Raw genomic sequence first — 14,395 nt, forward strand, 5'->3', positions numbered from 1 at the left:
AAGTCCTGCGCAATTTTACCCCAAATCGACGCCGATTTAAGGAATTACGCAGACAGCCCGTCAGGCGTGCTTGTCGAGCCAGGTCGAGATGACCTCTTCCAGCGCCTCGACCAGCGCCTCGTCATCTTCCAGCTCTTCGACGATCTCGGCAACAAAGGCATTCACGAGCATGGCCCGAGCCTTGTTTTCCGGAACACCGCGCGCCATCAGGTAGAAGAGCTGCGTGTGGTCGATATCGGCAACCGTCGCACCGTGGCCGCACTGCACGTCGTCGGCGAAGATCTCCAGCTCAGGCTTCGCCGAGAGATCGGCGTCGTCGGACAGAAGCAGCGTGTTGCATGCCATCTTCGCGTCGGTCTTCTGCGCGTCCTTGGCAACCAGGATCTTGCCCTGGAACACGCCCTTGGCACGATCGAACACGACGTTGCGGATGATCTCCGTCGACGTGGTGTGCGGTACGTTGTGGCCGAGCGTGAAGGTCACGTCCGTGTGGCTCTCGCCGCCGAGCAGGTTGATGCCGCGCAGTTTGAAATCCGCACCCTCGCCGCTCGTCTTGCCATGGATCTCCTGGCGCACCAGCTTGCCGCCGGCGTTGATCACGAAGAGATGCAGCTTGGCATTCTTGCCGAGGTCGAAGCGGATCTGGCCGAGATGGGTATCGGCAGCGCCCTGCTGCTGCAGGATGATCCAGATGACATCGGCACCGTCGGCGAGCGTAATGTCGCTAACGGAGGAGACGAAGCTCTCGCCGTCTTTGGTCGACAGATGCCGCTCGATCACGGTTGCCTTGGCGTTGGCGCCGAACGTCACCGGGAAGCGCGTATGCGCCTGGCCGACACTCTGTACCAGCTGAATTTCCAGCGGATTTTCGACCGTTGCATCATCGCCGACGGCGATTTCGAGACCGCCGCGCACGAGACCGCCGTTGATGCGGCCGATCGCGTCGTCAAAGCCGAGCACAGCGAGGCCAGCCGTGGCCGAACCGTCGAGCAGGCTGTCGACATAGGAACGGACCGTCACGCCCTCGGGAAGGTTGCCCTTGACCTCGGCCTGGCCGTTTCGGACCGAAAACACCGTCGAGCCCGGAACCAGCGCGTCGACGCGATCGGCAAAAGCCGTCGGATCGGTAGCCGGCACCGCGCGCAGCAGCGTGCGCAGGTCGGTGTAGTGCCAGGATTCGACACGGCGGGTCGGCAGACCCGCAGTCCTCAGTTCGTGCACCAGCGTGTCGCGAACCGAAAGCACCGAACCGTCACCCGGCAGATCGCCGATCTGCGCGGTATAGGCGTCGACGAGCGCCGTCTCGGCCGCCGTCATCTTGATTGCCTGTTGCATATTCATTCGAACACTCCTTCAACAGGCTCTAAGCTGCGGCCTCGATGATATCCGCGTAGCCGTTGGCTTCGAGTTCGTGCGCCAGCGTCTTGTCGCCCGACTTGATCACCTGGCCCTTGTAGAGGACGTGCACCGTGTCGGGCACGATGTAGTCGAGCAGGCGCTGGTAGTGGGTGATGACGACGACGGCGCGATCCGGCGAACGCAGGGCGTTGACGCCGTCGGCGACGATCTTCAGCGCATCGATGTCGAGGCCGGAGTCGGTTTCGTCGAGCACGCAAAGCTTCGGCTGGAGCAGCGACATCTGCAGGATTTCGGCGCGCTTCTTCTCACCGCCGGAGAAGCCGACGTTGAGCGGGCGACGCAGCATTTCCGGTGCGATCTTCAGCTCGGCAGCGGCTTCCTTGACGCGGCGCATGAATTCCGGCGTCGTCAGCTCGTCTTCACCGCGATACTTGCGCTGTTCGTTCATCGCCACCTTCAGGAACTGCATGGTGGCAACGCCCGGGATTTCGACCGGGTACTGGAAGGCAAGGAAGATGCCCTTGGCCGCACGCTCGGACGCGTCGAGTTCCAGGATGCTTTCGCCGTTGTAGAGGATGTCGCCTTCGGTGACTTCGTAATCTTCGCGGCCCGACAGGATGTAGGAGAGCGTCGACTTGCCGGAGCCGTTCGGGCCCATGATGGCGGCAACTTCGCCGGCCTTCACGGTCAGGTTCAGGCCACAGATGATCTCGGTGCCGTCTTCGGCGATGCGGGCGTGCAGGTTCTTGATTTCAAGCATTTCTATCGTCCTCTTGGGAAACGAACGTTCGTTCGCGCGCAAACTCTCGGTGCGCGCCATTCAATTTTCAGTCCAGGGCCTTAGCCCACCGAGCCTTCAAGCGAGATGCCGATCAGCTTCTGCGCTTCGACGGCGAATTCCATCGGCAGTTCCTGGATGACTTCCTTGACGAAGCCGTTGACGATCAGCGCGATCGCCGCTTCGGTCGGGATGCCGCGCTGCAGGCAGTAGAACAGCTGGTCCTCGGAAATCTTCGACGTCGTGGCTTCGTGCTCGAACTGTGCCGTCGAGTTCTTCGCCTCGATGTAAGGAACGGTATGCGCGCCGCACTTGTCGCCGATCAGCAGCGAATCGCACTGGGTGAAGTTGCGGGCATTCTCGGCCTTGCGGTGGGCCGAAACCTGGCCGCGATAGGTGTTTTCCGAGACGCCGGCAGCAATACCCTTGGAGACGATGCGGCTCGACGTGTTCTTGCCGAGGTGGATCATCTTGGTGCCACTGTCGATCTGCTGGTGACCGTTGGACACCGCGATCGAGTAGAACTCGCCGCGCGAACCGTCGCCGCGCAGGATGCAGGACGGATACTTCCAGGTGATCGCCGAACCGGTTTCGACCTGCGTCCAGGAGATCTTGGAGTTCTTGCCACGGCAATCGCCACGCTTGGTGACAAAGTTGTAGATGCCGCCCTTGCCTTCCTTGTCGCCCGGATACCAGTTCTGGACCGTCGAGTACTTGATCTCTGCGTCATCGAGCGCAACGAGTTCGACGACGGCGGCATGAAGCTGGTTCTCGTCGCGCTGCGGTGCGGTGCAGCCTTCGAGATAGGACACGTAGGCGCCCTCTTCGCAGATGATCAGCGTGCGCTCGAACTGGCCGGTGTTCTTCTCGTTGATACGGAAGTAGGTGGACAGTTCCATCGGGCAACGAACGCCCTTCGGCACGTAGACGAAGGAGCCATCGGTAAAGACCGCTGAGTTCAGCGTCGCATAGTAGTTGTCGGTCGTCGGGACGACGGAGCCGAGATACTTCTTGACGAGATCAGGGTGCTCGCGGATCGCCTCGGAGATCGACATGAAGATCACGCCGGCCTTCTTCAGCTCTTCCTTGAAGGTGGTGACGACCGAGACGCTGTCGAAGACGGCGTCGACGGCGATCTTCGACTTCTGTACGCCGGCGAGGATCTCCTGTTCCTTCAGCGGAATGCCGAGCTTCTCGTAGACCTTGAGGATTTCGGGATCGACTTCGTCGAGCGACTTCGGGCCCGTCACGCCCTTGGGAGCGGCGTAATAGTAGATCTCGTTGAAGTCGATCTTCGGATAGCTGACGCGCGCCCAGGTCGGCTCGTCGAGCGTCAGCCAGCGGCGATAGGCCTCAAGACGCCATTCCAGCATCCATTCCGGCTCGTTTTTCTTCTCGGAGATGAAGCGAATGATGTCTTCCGAGAGACCCTTCGGGGCCTTCTCGACTTCGATGGTCGTCTCAAAACCGTATTTGTACTGGTCAACGTCGATCTGACGGACCTGATCAATGGTCTCCTGCACGGCAGGCATGTCGTTCTCCAATCTTGCCGGATCCAAGGTCCGGCAGCTTGTCAACACGATGCGCTTGGCACACCGCTTATGTAATGGCTAAAAGGCGCTTTTCACCCTGTTTGCCAAGCGGAAAATTGCTTTTCCGCAATTTCGTCCGGTCGTTCCGCTCAGGCTGCTTGCCCGGGCGCTCGTCTTCTTGCTGCTACCTTTGCAAAGACCGCGGCGCAACGGTCGATATCAGCCTGCGTCGTGCTTTCGCCGATCGAGATCCGAAGTGCGCCCTGGCGCGGATCGTAACCCATCGCCGTCAGCACGTGGCTCTGCCCGACCTTGCCCGAGGAGCAGGCGGAACCCGCCGACAACGCCACACCTTCGAGATCGAAGGCAATCTGCCCGGTCTCGGCCTTGAGGCCAGGAAGCGTGAAGAAGATCGTGTTGCCAACGCGCGAAACGTCGCGGCCGTGAATAACCACGTCGGTTGCCGCGGCCAGCATCTCGCCTTCGAGCATGTCGCGCAACGCGCTGACCACGCCCATTCGTTGGCCGACATCTTCGCCGACCTTCCGGGCGGCCGCTGCAAAGCCGGCAATCGCCACCGGATTTTCAGTCCCGGAACGGTGCCCCTTTTCCTGTCCGCCGCCGCGGATCAGCGGTGCGGGCATCATAACCTCGCCGCGCGCCACCAGCGCGCCGGCGCCCTTCGGGCCGCCGATCTTGTGCGAAGAGACGATCAGGAAATCGGCGCCGAGGTCTTCAATCGAAAGCGGCACGCGGCCGGCGGCCTGCACCGCGTCGACGACGAGAATGCCGCCATGGGCGCGAACGATCTCGGTGATCTCGGCGATCGGCTGGATGATGCCCGTCTCGTTGTTGACCAGCATGACGGCAACCATCGGCAAGCCGAGCTGGCGATCATGCGCGGATAACAGCTCCCTCAGCACCGGGAGATCGACGACGCCGTCTGAAATCACCGGGATTTCGCTGAGGGCTTCGCGCGGAAAGCGTCCGCCTTCGCGCACAGCCGGGTGCTCGATCGCCGAGGCATAGAGCCGGCCGATCTTCAGCGGCGTGCGGCCCATGCGGAAATCGGGCGTAAGCACCAGGTTGGCCGCTTCCGTGGCGCCGCTGGTAAAGATGACGCTGCCAGGCTTGGCGCCGCAGAGCGCTGCCACGTCGCGACGGGCGTTTTCGATCAGCGTGCGCAACGCGCGGCCCTCTCCGTGAACGGAAGAAGGGTTGCCAAGGAGGTCGAGCGCCGACAGGCAAGCCTCGCGCGCTTCGGGCAGAAGCGGCGCCGTGGCGTTCCAGTCCATATAGATGCGCGAACTCGACATGATTTCCTTCGCTAGATCAACAGGACACAGGCCCGCAACCTCTGGCGATGCATTTTCCTTGAATTTTCCGCGCCGCTTGCCTTATGAGACGAAGCACAAGGCGGAATGCCCGCACAGAAGTTTTGAACGGTTCTAAACTAGGTTTTAGAAAAGCTGACTGCTTTCGTCAAGACTCATCGCGATCTGAACCCAAGATTCGAACCAGGAACACTCCCGGAGAGCCAATGCCCGAAATCATCTTCAACGGACCCGCCGGCCGCCTCGAAGGCCGTTATCAGCCTTCGAAGCAGAAGAGCGCGCCGATCGCCATCATCCTGCACCCGCACCCGCAGTTCGGCGGCACGATGAACAACCAGATCGTCTACCAGCTCTTCTATATGTTCCAGAAGCGCGGCTTCACCACGCTCCGGTTCAACTTCCGCGGCATCGGTCGCAGCCAGGGCGAATTCGACCACGGCGCCGGCGAGCTTTCGGATGCGGCATCCGCGCTCGACTGGGTGCAGAGCCTGCATCCGGATTCGAAGAGCTGCTGGGTTGCCGGCTATTCCTTCGGTGCCTGGATTGGTATGCAGCTCCTGATGCGCCGCCCGGAAATCGAAGGCTTCATGGCCGTCGCGCCACAGCCGAACATCTACGACTTCTCGTTCCTCGCGCCCTGCCCGTCCTCGGGCCTGATCATCAATGGTGATTCCGACAAGGTCGCGCCGGAAAAGGACGTCAACGGCCTCGTCGAGAAGCTGAAGGCGCAGAAGGGCATTCTCATCACCCACAAGACGGTGCCCGGCGCCAACCACTTCTTCAACGGTCAGGTCGAAGGCCTGATGACGGAATGCGAGGACTACCTCGACCGTCGCCTCAACGGCGAACTGACACCGGAGCCGGCCGCCAAGCGTATTCGCTGAAAACCCGGGCCACGTACAGGAGCGCCGCGTACCCCTTCGGGTGCGCGGCGTTTTTTATGGACAAATGCGCCCCATGGTCGTGCGCCCGAAGGCTGCAACAACTCTCACCCGATAGGATGAGTTTCAGCGCCGTGTGATCGGCGTATAGTGCAAGTCTAGGCTGTCTGGGTGGGGCAGAGCCGAGCAGCATTCACGGGAGGGAGCCATGTCGCAGGTGTCGAATGTGTCGGCATGCGAGCCGAGGTGGCTAACCCTGCCCGCCACTCCGCAGCTTCCGGCTGGCGGACGTGAGGGTGTTGTCGAGCTCGCGGACGCCAGGATCTGGCACGCGGTGTGTGGTTCGGGTGCTCCCGTCATTTTGCTACACGGCGGGCTCGGCAATTCCGACTATTGGGGGCTTCAGGTCGCGGAGCTCGCCAAAACCTGTCAGGTCATCGTGATGGACAGCCGGGGTCACGGACGCAGCTCCCGAGGTAGTGGGAGCATGAGCTATGATCTCATGGCAGGCGATGTCATGGCACTGATGGCTCACCTGAGGTTGCCAAAGGCGGTCATCATCGGTTGGAGCGACGGCGCGATTATCGGGCTCCTGCTGGCGATGCGGCATCCCGATCTCATAGCCGGTGTCTTTTCCTTCGGGGCAAACAGCAATCCATCCGGAACACACGATTTTACCAAGAGCGTCGTCTTCAACGCCTATATCGCGCGAACGGGCGAAGAGTACGCCCTGCTGTCGTCGACGCCAGGGGGATTTAAGCGCTTCTTCGACGAGATGATGGCGATGTGGACTTCGCAGCCGAACATCACGGCCGACGACCTTCAGAAAATCCGGGTCCCTGTCTGGGTGGTGGATGGCGACCATGAGGAAGCCATCAAACGGGACGACACGCTGTTCATCGCCGACAACATTCCGGGGGCCGGCCTGTTGATCCAGCCTGAGGTCAGCCATTTTTCGATACTGCAGAACCCGCACCAGTTCACCGAAGACATCCTCCGGTTTCTCCGAGAGAAATGCATCGCCTAGACGCCGGTCGTCTATGACCGCCCGATCCAGTGTGGAACGCTTGGGTTGACGACCGTGGTCGGTGCTTCGGCACATTCGACACGGTTGCGACCGTTGGCCTTGGCTGTATAGAGCGCCTCGTCGGCGCGCTGTATCACCGGATCGAGCGCCTCGCCGATGCCGACGGCCGTGACGCCGAAGCTCGCCGTCACCCTTGCTGCTTCCGGAAGTCCGCCGATCTGCTGGGACATGATCGCCGCACGCATGCCGTGGGCGACGACGCGCGCTTCGGATAGATCCGTGCAGGGCAGAAACACCGCGAACTCTTCGCCGCCGAGACGGCCGGCGACGGCGCGGTTGGGCATCACGTCCATCAGCACCCGGGCGAATCGGCGAATGACTTCGTCGCCCGTGAGGTGGCCATAGGTGTCGTTGACCAACTTGAAGCGATCGAGGTCGGCGAGAATGACTGTTCCCGGCGTCTGGGTGGTGCGGGCGTGCAGGAGCGGCATGACCCGTTCGATGAAGCCACGGCGATTGTAGAGGCCGGAGAGCAGGTCGATTTCCGAGCGCGCCTGCGCGTCGTCGACAATCTCCTTGACCATCACGCCGAGCATGGCAAGGCCGGCGCCGACGATGAGGATCGCACCGAGCGCCTGCGAGATGAGCGCAAACGGGCTGGAAACATAGTCCTGGGCCGTTACGCCCGAGCCTGCGACGACCGCGGCATAGATCTTTACGAGGTAGTAGGCGGCCGAGAGCGCCAGCAGGCCGAACAACAGCCAGTCAAAGAAGGTGCGACGGCCGGAGCGAAGGACGACCGATGCCGTCCACGCCTGGATCACGACAAAGGGCGCCTGGTACGGGATCGCATGCTCCCAGGTGCCTCTCGGCAGGTCGTAGATCGCCAGGTCCAGGGAAACGCCGGCGACGAAGAAGGCGCCGAGCAACGGCACGCGCACCGGCACTTGATAGAAAAGGCCGAGGCCAAAACGCAGAAGACAGAAGCCGCCGAGCACGCAGGCAAAGGCGCTGACGGCAAAGAGCCGCGGGGTCGAGGAAAAGGGAACGATCGTTTCGCAGACGGCTGCAAGCGAGGCGACGGCAAATCCGGCAGCGCACCAGAGCGCCGCACGCCGCTGCCGGCTCTTTGCGGCAATGATGAGAAATGCGGCCGTGAAGATCTGCGCGATGATGAAATTCACGGCCAGCAGAGAAATCGCACCACCCATCGACGAACCCGAAACCCTCGTGCGGCACCAAGCCGCTCCTCGCCACCTCCAGTGGCAGCGGCTGAGATCCTAATTCGCTGTTGCGAAAATTTGATTAATCCGTTGGGATGACGGACTTATGGCGAAACGCGAGATCAACTTCAAGTTCTTGCCGCGCGCCGGCCGCCGCTGACCGGTTGCCGCACGCCCGTCGTTCCCGGATAGGTAAGCGGCAGGCCTCGCAAGGCACGCACGGCGAGGTAGGCCCAGGCCTCGGCCTCCATCGAATCGCCGTTGAAGCCCACCGCCTCCGCCGCAAGCACTGTCGCGCCCTCTACTTCGGCAAGCGAAGCGAGGTCACGCATGATCACCGGATTGAGCCGGCCGCCGCCGCAGACGACATAGGTGACTGGCCGCTGTGGCAAGTGCCCCGCCGATTTGATGATCGCTGCCGCCGTGACATGGGCAAGCGTACGTGCGCCGTCGGCAAGGCCGGCATCGCTTCCGGCCGGTGGTGCAAAATCGTTCCGGTCCAGCGAGCGGCGCGTGGCCGCGGTGAAGAAGGCATTGGTGAGATAGCGTTCGGCAAGCGCCGGCAGCACCGTTCCCTCGCTGGCGATCATGCCGCCCTGGTCGAAGGGGATGCCGGCATGCGCTTCGACCCACTGGTCGATCAGCGTGTTGCCGGGACCGCTGTCATAGGCAATGAGCGTCTCGCCTTCGCCAATGAAGGTCAGGTTGGAAATGCCGCCGATGTTGACGAAGACAACCGGTGCTGGAAGGCCGGCCGCGCCTCGCGCCAGTGCTGCGTGGTAGGCGGGGATCAGCGGCGCGCCCTGCCCTCCATGTTCCATGTCGTTGGCGCGCATGTCGTAGACGACATCGATGCCCGTTTCTCCGGCAAGGAGCGCGCCGTCGCCGATCTGCACCGTCAGGGCCTCGTCTGGGCGGTGCAGCACGGTCTGTCCGTGAAAGCCGAGCACGTCGATATCAGCCGCCGACAGGTTGTTCTGTTTGAGGAAGGTCTTGACCGCTTCTGCGTGTCGCAGCGTCAGATCGCGCTCAAGCGCATCAAGGGCGCCCGGCCTTTGGTCGCGTTGCGTGATCGCCTTCGCTTCGACCAGTCCCTGCTTCAAACGATCCCGAAATTGCGCGTCGTAGGGAAAGCTGGCAGATGGTCCGCGCTCGACGACGGTCTCCCCGTCGGTTCGCAACAGGGCCACGTCGATGCCGTCCATGCTCGTGCCACTCATCAGGCCGATTGCGGTTCTTGTCTGTGTCATGCGGGTCAATATTTCCAGAATCACTTTTGAAGTGATTATGCGCAAAAACAGTGCTAAACGCCCGTTCGTTCAAAAACTCCCCCCGCAAGAGAGACAGATCATGTCCGGTTTCAAGTCCGATTTCCTTCACACCCTCAGCGAGCGTGGCTTCATCCACCAGATCTCCGACGAGACTGGCCTGGACGAACTGTTCCGGAAGGAAACCGTGACGGCCTATATCGGCTTCGACCCGACGGCGCCGAGCCTGCATGCCGGCGGCCTGATCCAGATCATGATGCTGCACTGGATGCAGGCGACCGGCCACCGGCCGATCTCGCTGATGGGCGGCGGCACCGGCATGGTCGGCGACCCGTCCTTCAAGGACGAGGCTCGCCAGCTGATGACGCCGGCGACGATCGACGCCAACATCGCCAGCATCAAGACGGTGTTCTCCAACTACCTCAGCTATGGCGAAGGCCCCAAGGACGCGTTGATGATCAACAACGCCGACTGGCTGCTCGGCATCAACTACCTCGAATTCCTGCGCGACGTCGGCCGTCATTTCTCGGTCAACCGCATGCTGTCCTTCGACAGCGTCAAGACGCGGCTTGATCGTGAGCAGTCGCTGTCCTTCCTCGAATTCAACTACATGATCCTGCAGGCCTACGACTTCGTCGAGCTGCACAAGCGCACCGGCTGCCGCCTGCAGATGGGCGGCTCGGACCAGTGGGGCAACATCATCAACGGCATCGACCTCGGCCACCGCATGGGCACCGAGCAGCTCTATGCCCTGACCTCGCCGCTTCTGATCACCTCGTCGGGCGCAAAGATGGGCAAGTCGGTCAACGGCGCCATCTGGCTGAACCCGGACATGCTGTCGGCCTATGACTTCTGGCAGTACTGGCGCAACACCGAGGATGCGGACGTCACCCGCTTCCTGAAGCTCTACACGACCCTGCCTATGGCCGAGATCGATCGGCTCTCCGAGCTTGGCGGCTCTGAGATCAACGAGGTCAAGAAGATCCTGGCAACCGAGATCACCGCCATGCTGCACGGCCGACCGGCCGCCGAGCAGGCGGCGGAGACCGCTCGGAAGACTTTCGAGGAAGGCGCGCTTGCCGCCGACCTGCCTTCGGTCGAGATCCCGACGGCTGAGCTTGAAGCCGGCCTCGGCCTGCTGACGCTGATCGTACGCGCCGGTCTTGCCGCTTCCAACGGCGAGGCGCGTCGCCATGTCCAGGGCGGTGCCGTCAGGATCAACGACGAGGCCGTCAGCGACGAGCGTCGGATCATCGGCACCGGCGACGTGACCGCCGACAATGTCGTCAAGCTGTCGCTCGGCAAGAAGAAGCACATTCTGGTGCGCCCGGCCTGAACCGGAGCGCCACTCAAGAATTTGAAGGGCCGGCCCGACAGCGCCGCGCGTCTGTTAAGACGCGCAAAGGTCGCTGTAGAACTTTGAAGTGCTGCATGTTTTGTCCTTAAATCGGCGACGATTTAAGGACATGCAGTGCGTCGGCCTTCTTCATTGGAACTCGAAGATGCTGCGGAAGACGCCCGGCGCGATGATCGACAAAGGATTGATCGTCAGCTTCGGCTGGTTGAACGGGCCGTTGAGCTTGAAGGTGATGCCGAGCAGGCCGCGGTCGCGGCCGTTGCCGAGCAGCACGCCGATCAGCGGCAGTTCGCCGAAGATGCGGTTCAGCCCATAGGCCGGCATGAAAGTGCCAGTCATGTCCATGATGCCATTGTTGTCGCGCACCGTTCCCTGGAAGGTCGCGCCGACATCGGTGCCGCGCAGTACACCGCCTTCGACGCGAATCGCGCCGCGATCGAGCGCCAGTTGCGCGAAGCCGCGTTCGAAGCGGGCCGAACTGACGTCGATGTCACGGCGCACGGCCTGGTTCAGGCTTCGGCCGTCGGCACCGGTGGGTGTCGACACCATCGATTGCAGGCGCTGCTCGCCGACCAGCTGGAACTTTCGGATATCGACGCTGCCCCGCCAGGAGCGCCCGCCACGGTCACGCAGTTTGAGATTGAGCAGGCCGCCGCGCATGTTCTGGTAAATGTCGGCAAACCGCGCCAGCGCGCCGGCATCGCCCGTGGTCAGCTCTAGCGTGTTGTCGGCACCGGCCTTGGCGAGCCGGGCAACCAGCGCCTGACCGCTGCTCGTCACGGCCGAGAGGTTCACGTCCTCGATCTGACGTCCGCGCTCGCCGTAGACCAGATTGACGTTCGAGAGCGATTCGCCATTGAAACCGGTGACGCGATCGAGCTGGGCCTTGATGGCAATGTCGTCGCCACCACCCTGGTTCTGGTCGCTTCCGGTCTTCAATTGCGCCAGGATCGGCCTGATATCGGCTGCAGCGCCGCTGAGCGACGCCGTGTAGCCGCCCCTGGTGCGGTCGATGGAGACCTTGAAGTCGTCGCCCTGCGCCAGGCGGACATTGTCGAGATCCGCCGAGAGCAGACCGCCATCGTCGATCTGCAGCTTGCCGCGCGCACCAAAGCCGTCGCCGGCAACCGCGAAATTGCTGATTGTTGCGATCTTGCCGTCCATCGAGGACGTGAACTGCGCCTCGGCCGGAATCCCGACGCCCTTGCTCCAGCCGATCCAGGGAAGCCAGAGCTGGGCTTTCGTGAGGTCGATCTCTGCCGTCTGCCGGCTCGCCTCGTCGATTGCAACGTCGATCGTGATCGGTCCGGAAACGATCCGAGAAAGCCCAGGTATCAGTTTCTGCCAGACACCCTGCTCCAGCGAGCCCGAAATCTCGCGCGAACGCTTGACGGTCGAACCGGAATCGACCGGTTCCGTCAGCGCGACCTTGACCTTCGCGCCTTCGATACGGGCATCCGCATCGAGGACCGCCTGCTGATTGTCGACCCGAAATGTGCCGACGAGATCCTCTACGGCGCGCCCGAACATGGCCTTCTGGACGGTGACCTTGTCGAGCTGCATCTGTACCTGATAGAGCGGTTTCGGCGGCTTCTGATCCGAGATCAGGCCGAAACGGGCGCCCACGACGGCGGTCAGAGGACCGCTGAAATCTTCCGGCAGCAGCGGGGTCTTTTGCAGCGCCTGAATCGGCTTGTAGCTCACGAGCTCGGCGATCGCATCGGCATCGCCGCCAACCTCGATCTTCATCTCCGCCATCAGTGGTTTCGTGTAGACGTCGGGAAGGATGAAGTCGCCGCCGTTGAGCGCGACCGCGCGTCCAGACGGGAAGAAGGCGGTCCCCTTCTCGATCTCGGCTGTCATGCGCTGGCCGCTCAGCTTGAACTTGCCGGAGGTGTCGCGCAGCGGGGGTATCTCGCCGGTGATGTTGATGCGCGTGTCGTCGATATCGAAGTTGATATTGAGCTCCTGCTCGTTGAGCTTGAGCTCGCCTTCGTTGGTGGCGATCCGCCCCTCGGCGACCGATACTTCGATGCGGGCATTGGTGACCGTGCCGCCGAAGAGGTTGGCGATGGCCCAGCGCCGCGCGCCTTTGGCCAACCACCACGGCCACAATTGCTTGACGGCGGTCGCCTCCATGCGATCGCTGACCGAGGCGAAGCTGATCTGCGGTGATGTCTTGCCGAAGGCGACGGAAAGCGATCCGAACATCGAACCGAGCGGGGTCGACACGGCGAGCTGGTCGAAGATCAGTTGGCGCTTGTCCGACACAAACCGGCCATTTGCCTTGGCATCGAAGATCAGTGGCGCGTCGGCGACGTCTTCCGGGGCGGAGCTTGCGTTCTTGAGCAGGAGGTCGATGGCAAACCCCTTCTCCGTTGCGCCGGCAATCTTGTCGAGGTCGATAATCGCCCCGGTAAACGGAAAGGTCGAACGGCCGATCTTGACGGCCGACGGCAGAATTTCGACGGACGAGCGCTCGAAGTCATAGGCGACGTCCATTTGCGAGGCATTGAGCGTCGAGACGAGGTTGCCTGCGTGGAACTCGCCCTTGGACGTGCGCACTGTCACGCGCAGATCCGGTTTCGCATTGCCCGCGGCCCGCGTCGCCTTCAGCGACAGCCCGGCCGATGCGACGACGCCGAAGGGCGGCTCCGAGCCGACTTTACCGTGGTAGAAGAACGGTGCGAGCGGCAGATTGGTGATCGACGCTTCGAAGCCGGTCATGTGCCCCTTGTCGCCAAGGGCGTCGGCGCTGAGATCGACGTCCACCCCGTCGACGGTGACGCTGCCCTTGACGCTCATCGAGCCGCCGGCGTCACGGTTGAACTCGAGCGCGTTGGCGACGACGGGCACGACGCGATCGCGGGAGCCGATGACGGAGAAGCTGAAATCCGACAGCGTGACCTTCTGGCTGCCGCGGCCGGCCGCCATCTGCGATATGCGGTCGACGTGGGAGAAGATTGCCTCCAGCGTATCGCCAACGTCGGCAATGCGGATCTTGGTGAGATCGAGCGGTTCGCCGCGCGGCAGCAACCCGGAATCGAAATCGCCGCCTTCCGCTTCGAGGTTGGAGACGGCGATGCGTCCGGTCATCAACGCCAGCGGGTCGAGCGCGATCGAGATCGCGCGGAGCTTGGCGACCGGCTGGCCTGAGGACGCTTCGCTGAGCGCCACTTCGCGGGCTCTGAGCGCAATCGCGCCGCTCGCGGTCATGCGCACCACAGTGCTGCCGACCTCTACGCGGTAGGCATCGCCGAGCGCTGCATTGAGTGCGGTGCGGGCGCGCGCGTTAAGCGTGCTGTCCATCACCCCGCTTTCGATGACGACAATGAGGATCGCCGCGATGGAAAGCGCGAGCAGCGATGTCAGCAGTGCGATCTTGGCACAGAAGCGCGCGGCTCTGTTCTTGCGCGGCGCGTGCACGATCATGGGTTCGTGCGCCTGCGCCGAAGGCAACGCATGCAACGCGACGATGTCTTTCTTGCGAAAGCCGACTTTTTCGCCGCGGATCTCACTCATCAGCGCGGGCGTCCTCCATACGATACGAGCTTCGTCGTCGCCCTCCGTCTCTGTCATTTCGGGGCGACCACTTCTCGCTTCTTGTAGACCACATGTCATCGTGCCGAGTCACCA

Annotated in this window: 10 protein-coding genes; 3 read left to right on the forward strand and 7 right to left on the reverse strand. The window is 62.5% G+C overall.

Annotation, left to right across the window (positions count from 1 at the left end):
* Positions 1–60: 60 nt before the first annotated feature.
* The 4 genes from sufD to IB279_RS09275 all read right to left on the reverse strand — a co-directional run bounded on the left by sufD (position 61) and on the right by IB279_RS09275 (position 4,985).
* Positions 61–1,341, reverse strand: a complete 1,281-nt coding sequence (gene sufD / locus IB279_RS09260; RefSeq protein ID WP_034794325.1) for a Fe-S cluster assembly protein SufD — start codon at positions 1,339–1,341, stop codon at positions 61–63.
* Between the two features lie 22 nt (positions 1,342–1,363).
* Positions 1,364–2,119, reverse strand: a complete 756-nt coding sequence (gene sufC / locus IB279_RS09265; RefSeq protein WP_192339175.1) for a Fe-S cluster assembly ATPase SufC — start codon at positions 2,117–2,119, stop codon at positions 1,364–1,366.
* Positions 2,120–2,199: 80 nt separating this feature from the next.
* The gene (sufB, locus tag IB279_RS09270; RefSeq protein WP_060585120.1) at positions 2,200–3,669 is read right to left on the reverse strand and encodes a Fe-S cluster assembly protein SufB; all 1,470 of its coding nucleotides are present in this window, start codon (positions 3,667–3,669) and stop codon (positions 2,200–2,202) included.
* Positions 3,670–3,818: 149 nt separating this feature from the next.
* Positions 3,819–4,985 (reverse strand): cysteine desulfurase family protein, encoded by a 1,167-nt coding sequence (locus tag IB279_RS09275; RefSeq protein WP_089044090.1) that lies wholly within the window; start codon positions 4,983–4,985, stop codon positions 3,819–3,821.
* Between the two features lie 224 nt (positions 4,986–5,209).
* Here IB279_RS09275 and IB279_RS09280 point away from each other — a divergent pair, with 224 nt between their 5' ends.
* Positions 5,210–5,887, forward strand: coding sequence for an alpha/beta hydrolase (locus tag IB279_RS09280; RefSeq protein WP_034794344.1), 678 nt, complete (start codon positions 5,210–5,212; stop codon positions 5,885–5,887).
* Positions 5,888–6,092: 205 nt separating this feature from the next.
* A complete protein-coding gene (locus tag IB279_RS09285) occupies positions 6,093–6,911 on the forward strand; it encodes an alpha/beta fold hydrolase (protein ID WP_112770836.1) in 819 nt (272 codons plus the stop codon).
* Positions 6,912–6,922: 11 nt separating this feature from the next.
* Here the strand turns inward: IB279_RS09285 and IB279_RS09290 are convergent, their stop codons facing one another.
* Positions 6,923–8,122: a diguanylate cyclase gene (locus IB279_RS09290; protein ID WP_060585115.1), complete on the reverse strand. Its 1,200-nt coding sequence runs from the start codon at positions 8,120–8,122 to the stop codon at positions 6,923–6,925.
* A 140-nt stretch (positions 8,123–8,262) separates the two neighbouring features.
* On the reverse strand, positions 8,263–9,384 hold the full coding sequence (locus IB279_RS09295) for an anhydro-N-acetylmuramic acid kinase (protein WP_112770837.1): 1,122 nt from the start codon (positions 9,382–9,384) through the stop codon (positions 8,263–8,265).
* 100 nt (positions 9,385–9,484) lie between these two features.
* Between IB279_RS09295 and tyrS the strand changes: the two genes are divergently transcribed.
* Positions 9,485–10,738 carry a tyrosine--tRNA ligase gene (gene tyrS / locus IB279_RS09300; protein WP_112770838.1) on the forward strand — a complete coding sequence of 418 codons (1,254 nt, stop codon included), beginning with the start codon at positions 9,485–9,487 and terminating at the stop codon, positions 10,736–10,738.
* A gap of 150 nt (positions 10,739–10,888) precedes the next feature.
* Here the strand turns inward: tyrS and IB279_RS09305 are convergent, their stop codons facing one another.
* Entirely contained in the window at positions 10,889–14,281 is a 3,393-nt protein-coding gene (locus tag IB279_RS09305; protein WP_112770839.1) for a DUF3971 domain-containing protein, read from the reverse strand.
* Positions 14,282–14,395 lie beyond the last annotated feature (114 nt).

Source organism: Ensifer sp. ENS06, from assembly GCF_014852205.1.
Taxonomy (GTDB): domain Bacteria; phylum Pseudomonadota; class Alphaproteobacteria; order Rhizobiales; family Rhizobiaceae; genus Ensifer; species Ensifer adhaerens.

Coding starts and splice junctions, on each gene's coding strand:
- sufD (WP_034794325.1), bottom strand. CDS start 1,341: ATGAATATGCAACAGGCAATCAAGATGACGGCGGCCGAGACGGCGCTC.
- sufC (WP_192339175.1), bottom strand. CDS start 2,119: ATGCTTGAAATCAAGAACCTGCACGCCCGCATCGCCGAAGACGGCACC.
- sufB (WP_060585120.1), bottom strand. CDS start 3,669: ATGCCTGCCGTGCAGGAGACCATTGATCAGGTCCGTCAGATCGACGTT.
- IB279_RS09275 (WP_089044090.1), bottom strand. CDS start 4,985: ATGTCGAGTTCGCGCATCTATATGGACTGGAACGCCACGGCGCCGCTT.
- IB279_RS09280 (WP_034794344.1), top strand. CDS start 5,210: ATGCCCGAAATCATCTTCAACGGACCCGCCGGCCGCCTCGAAGGCCGT.
- IB279_RS09285 (WP_112770836.1), top strand. CDS start 6,093: ATGTCGCAGGTGTCGAATGTGTCGGCATGCGAGCCGAGGTGGCTAACC.
- IB279_RS09290 (WP_060585115.1), bottom strand. CDS start 8,122: ATGGGTGGTGCGATTTCTCTGCTGGCCGTGAATTTCATCATCGCGCAG.
- IB279_RS09295 (WP_112770837.1), bottom strand. CDS start 9,384: ATGACACAGACAAGAACCGCAATCGGCCTGATGAGTGGCACGAGCATG.
- tyrS (WP_112770838.1), top strand. CDS start 9,485: ATGTCCGGTTTCAAGTCCGATTTCCTTCACACCCTCAGCGAGCGTGGC.
- IB279_RS09305 (WP_112770839.1), bottom strand. CDS start 14,281: ATGAGTGAGATCCGCGGCGAAAAAGTCGGCTTTCGCAAGAAAGACATC.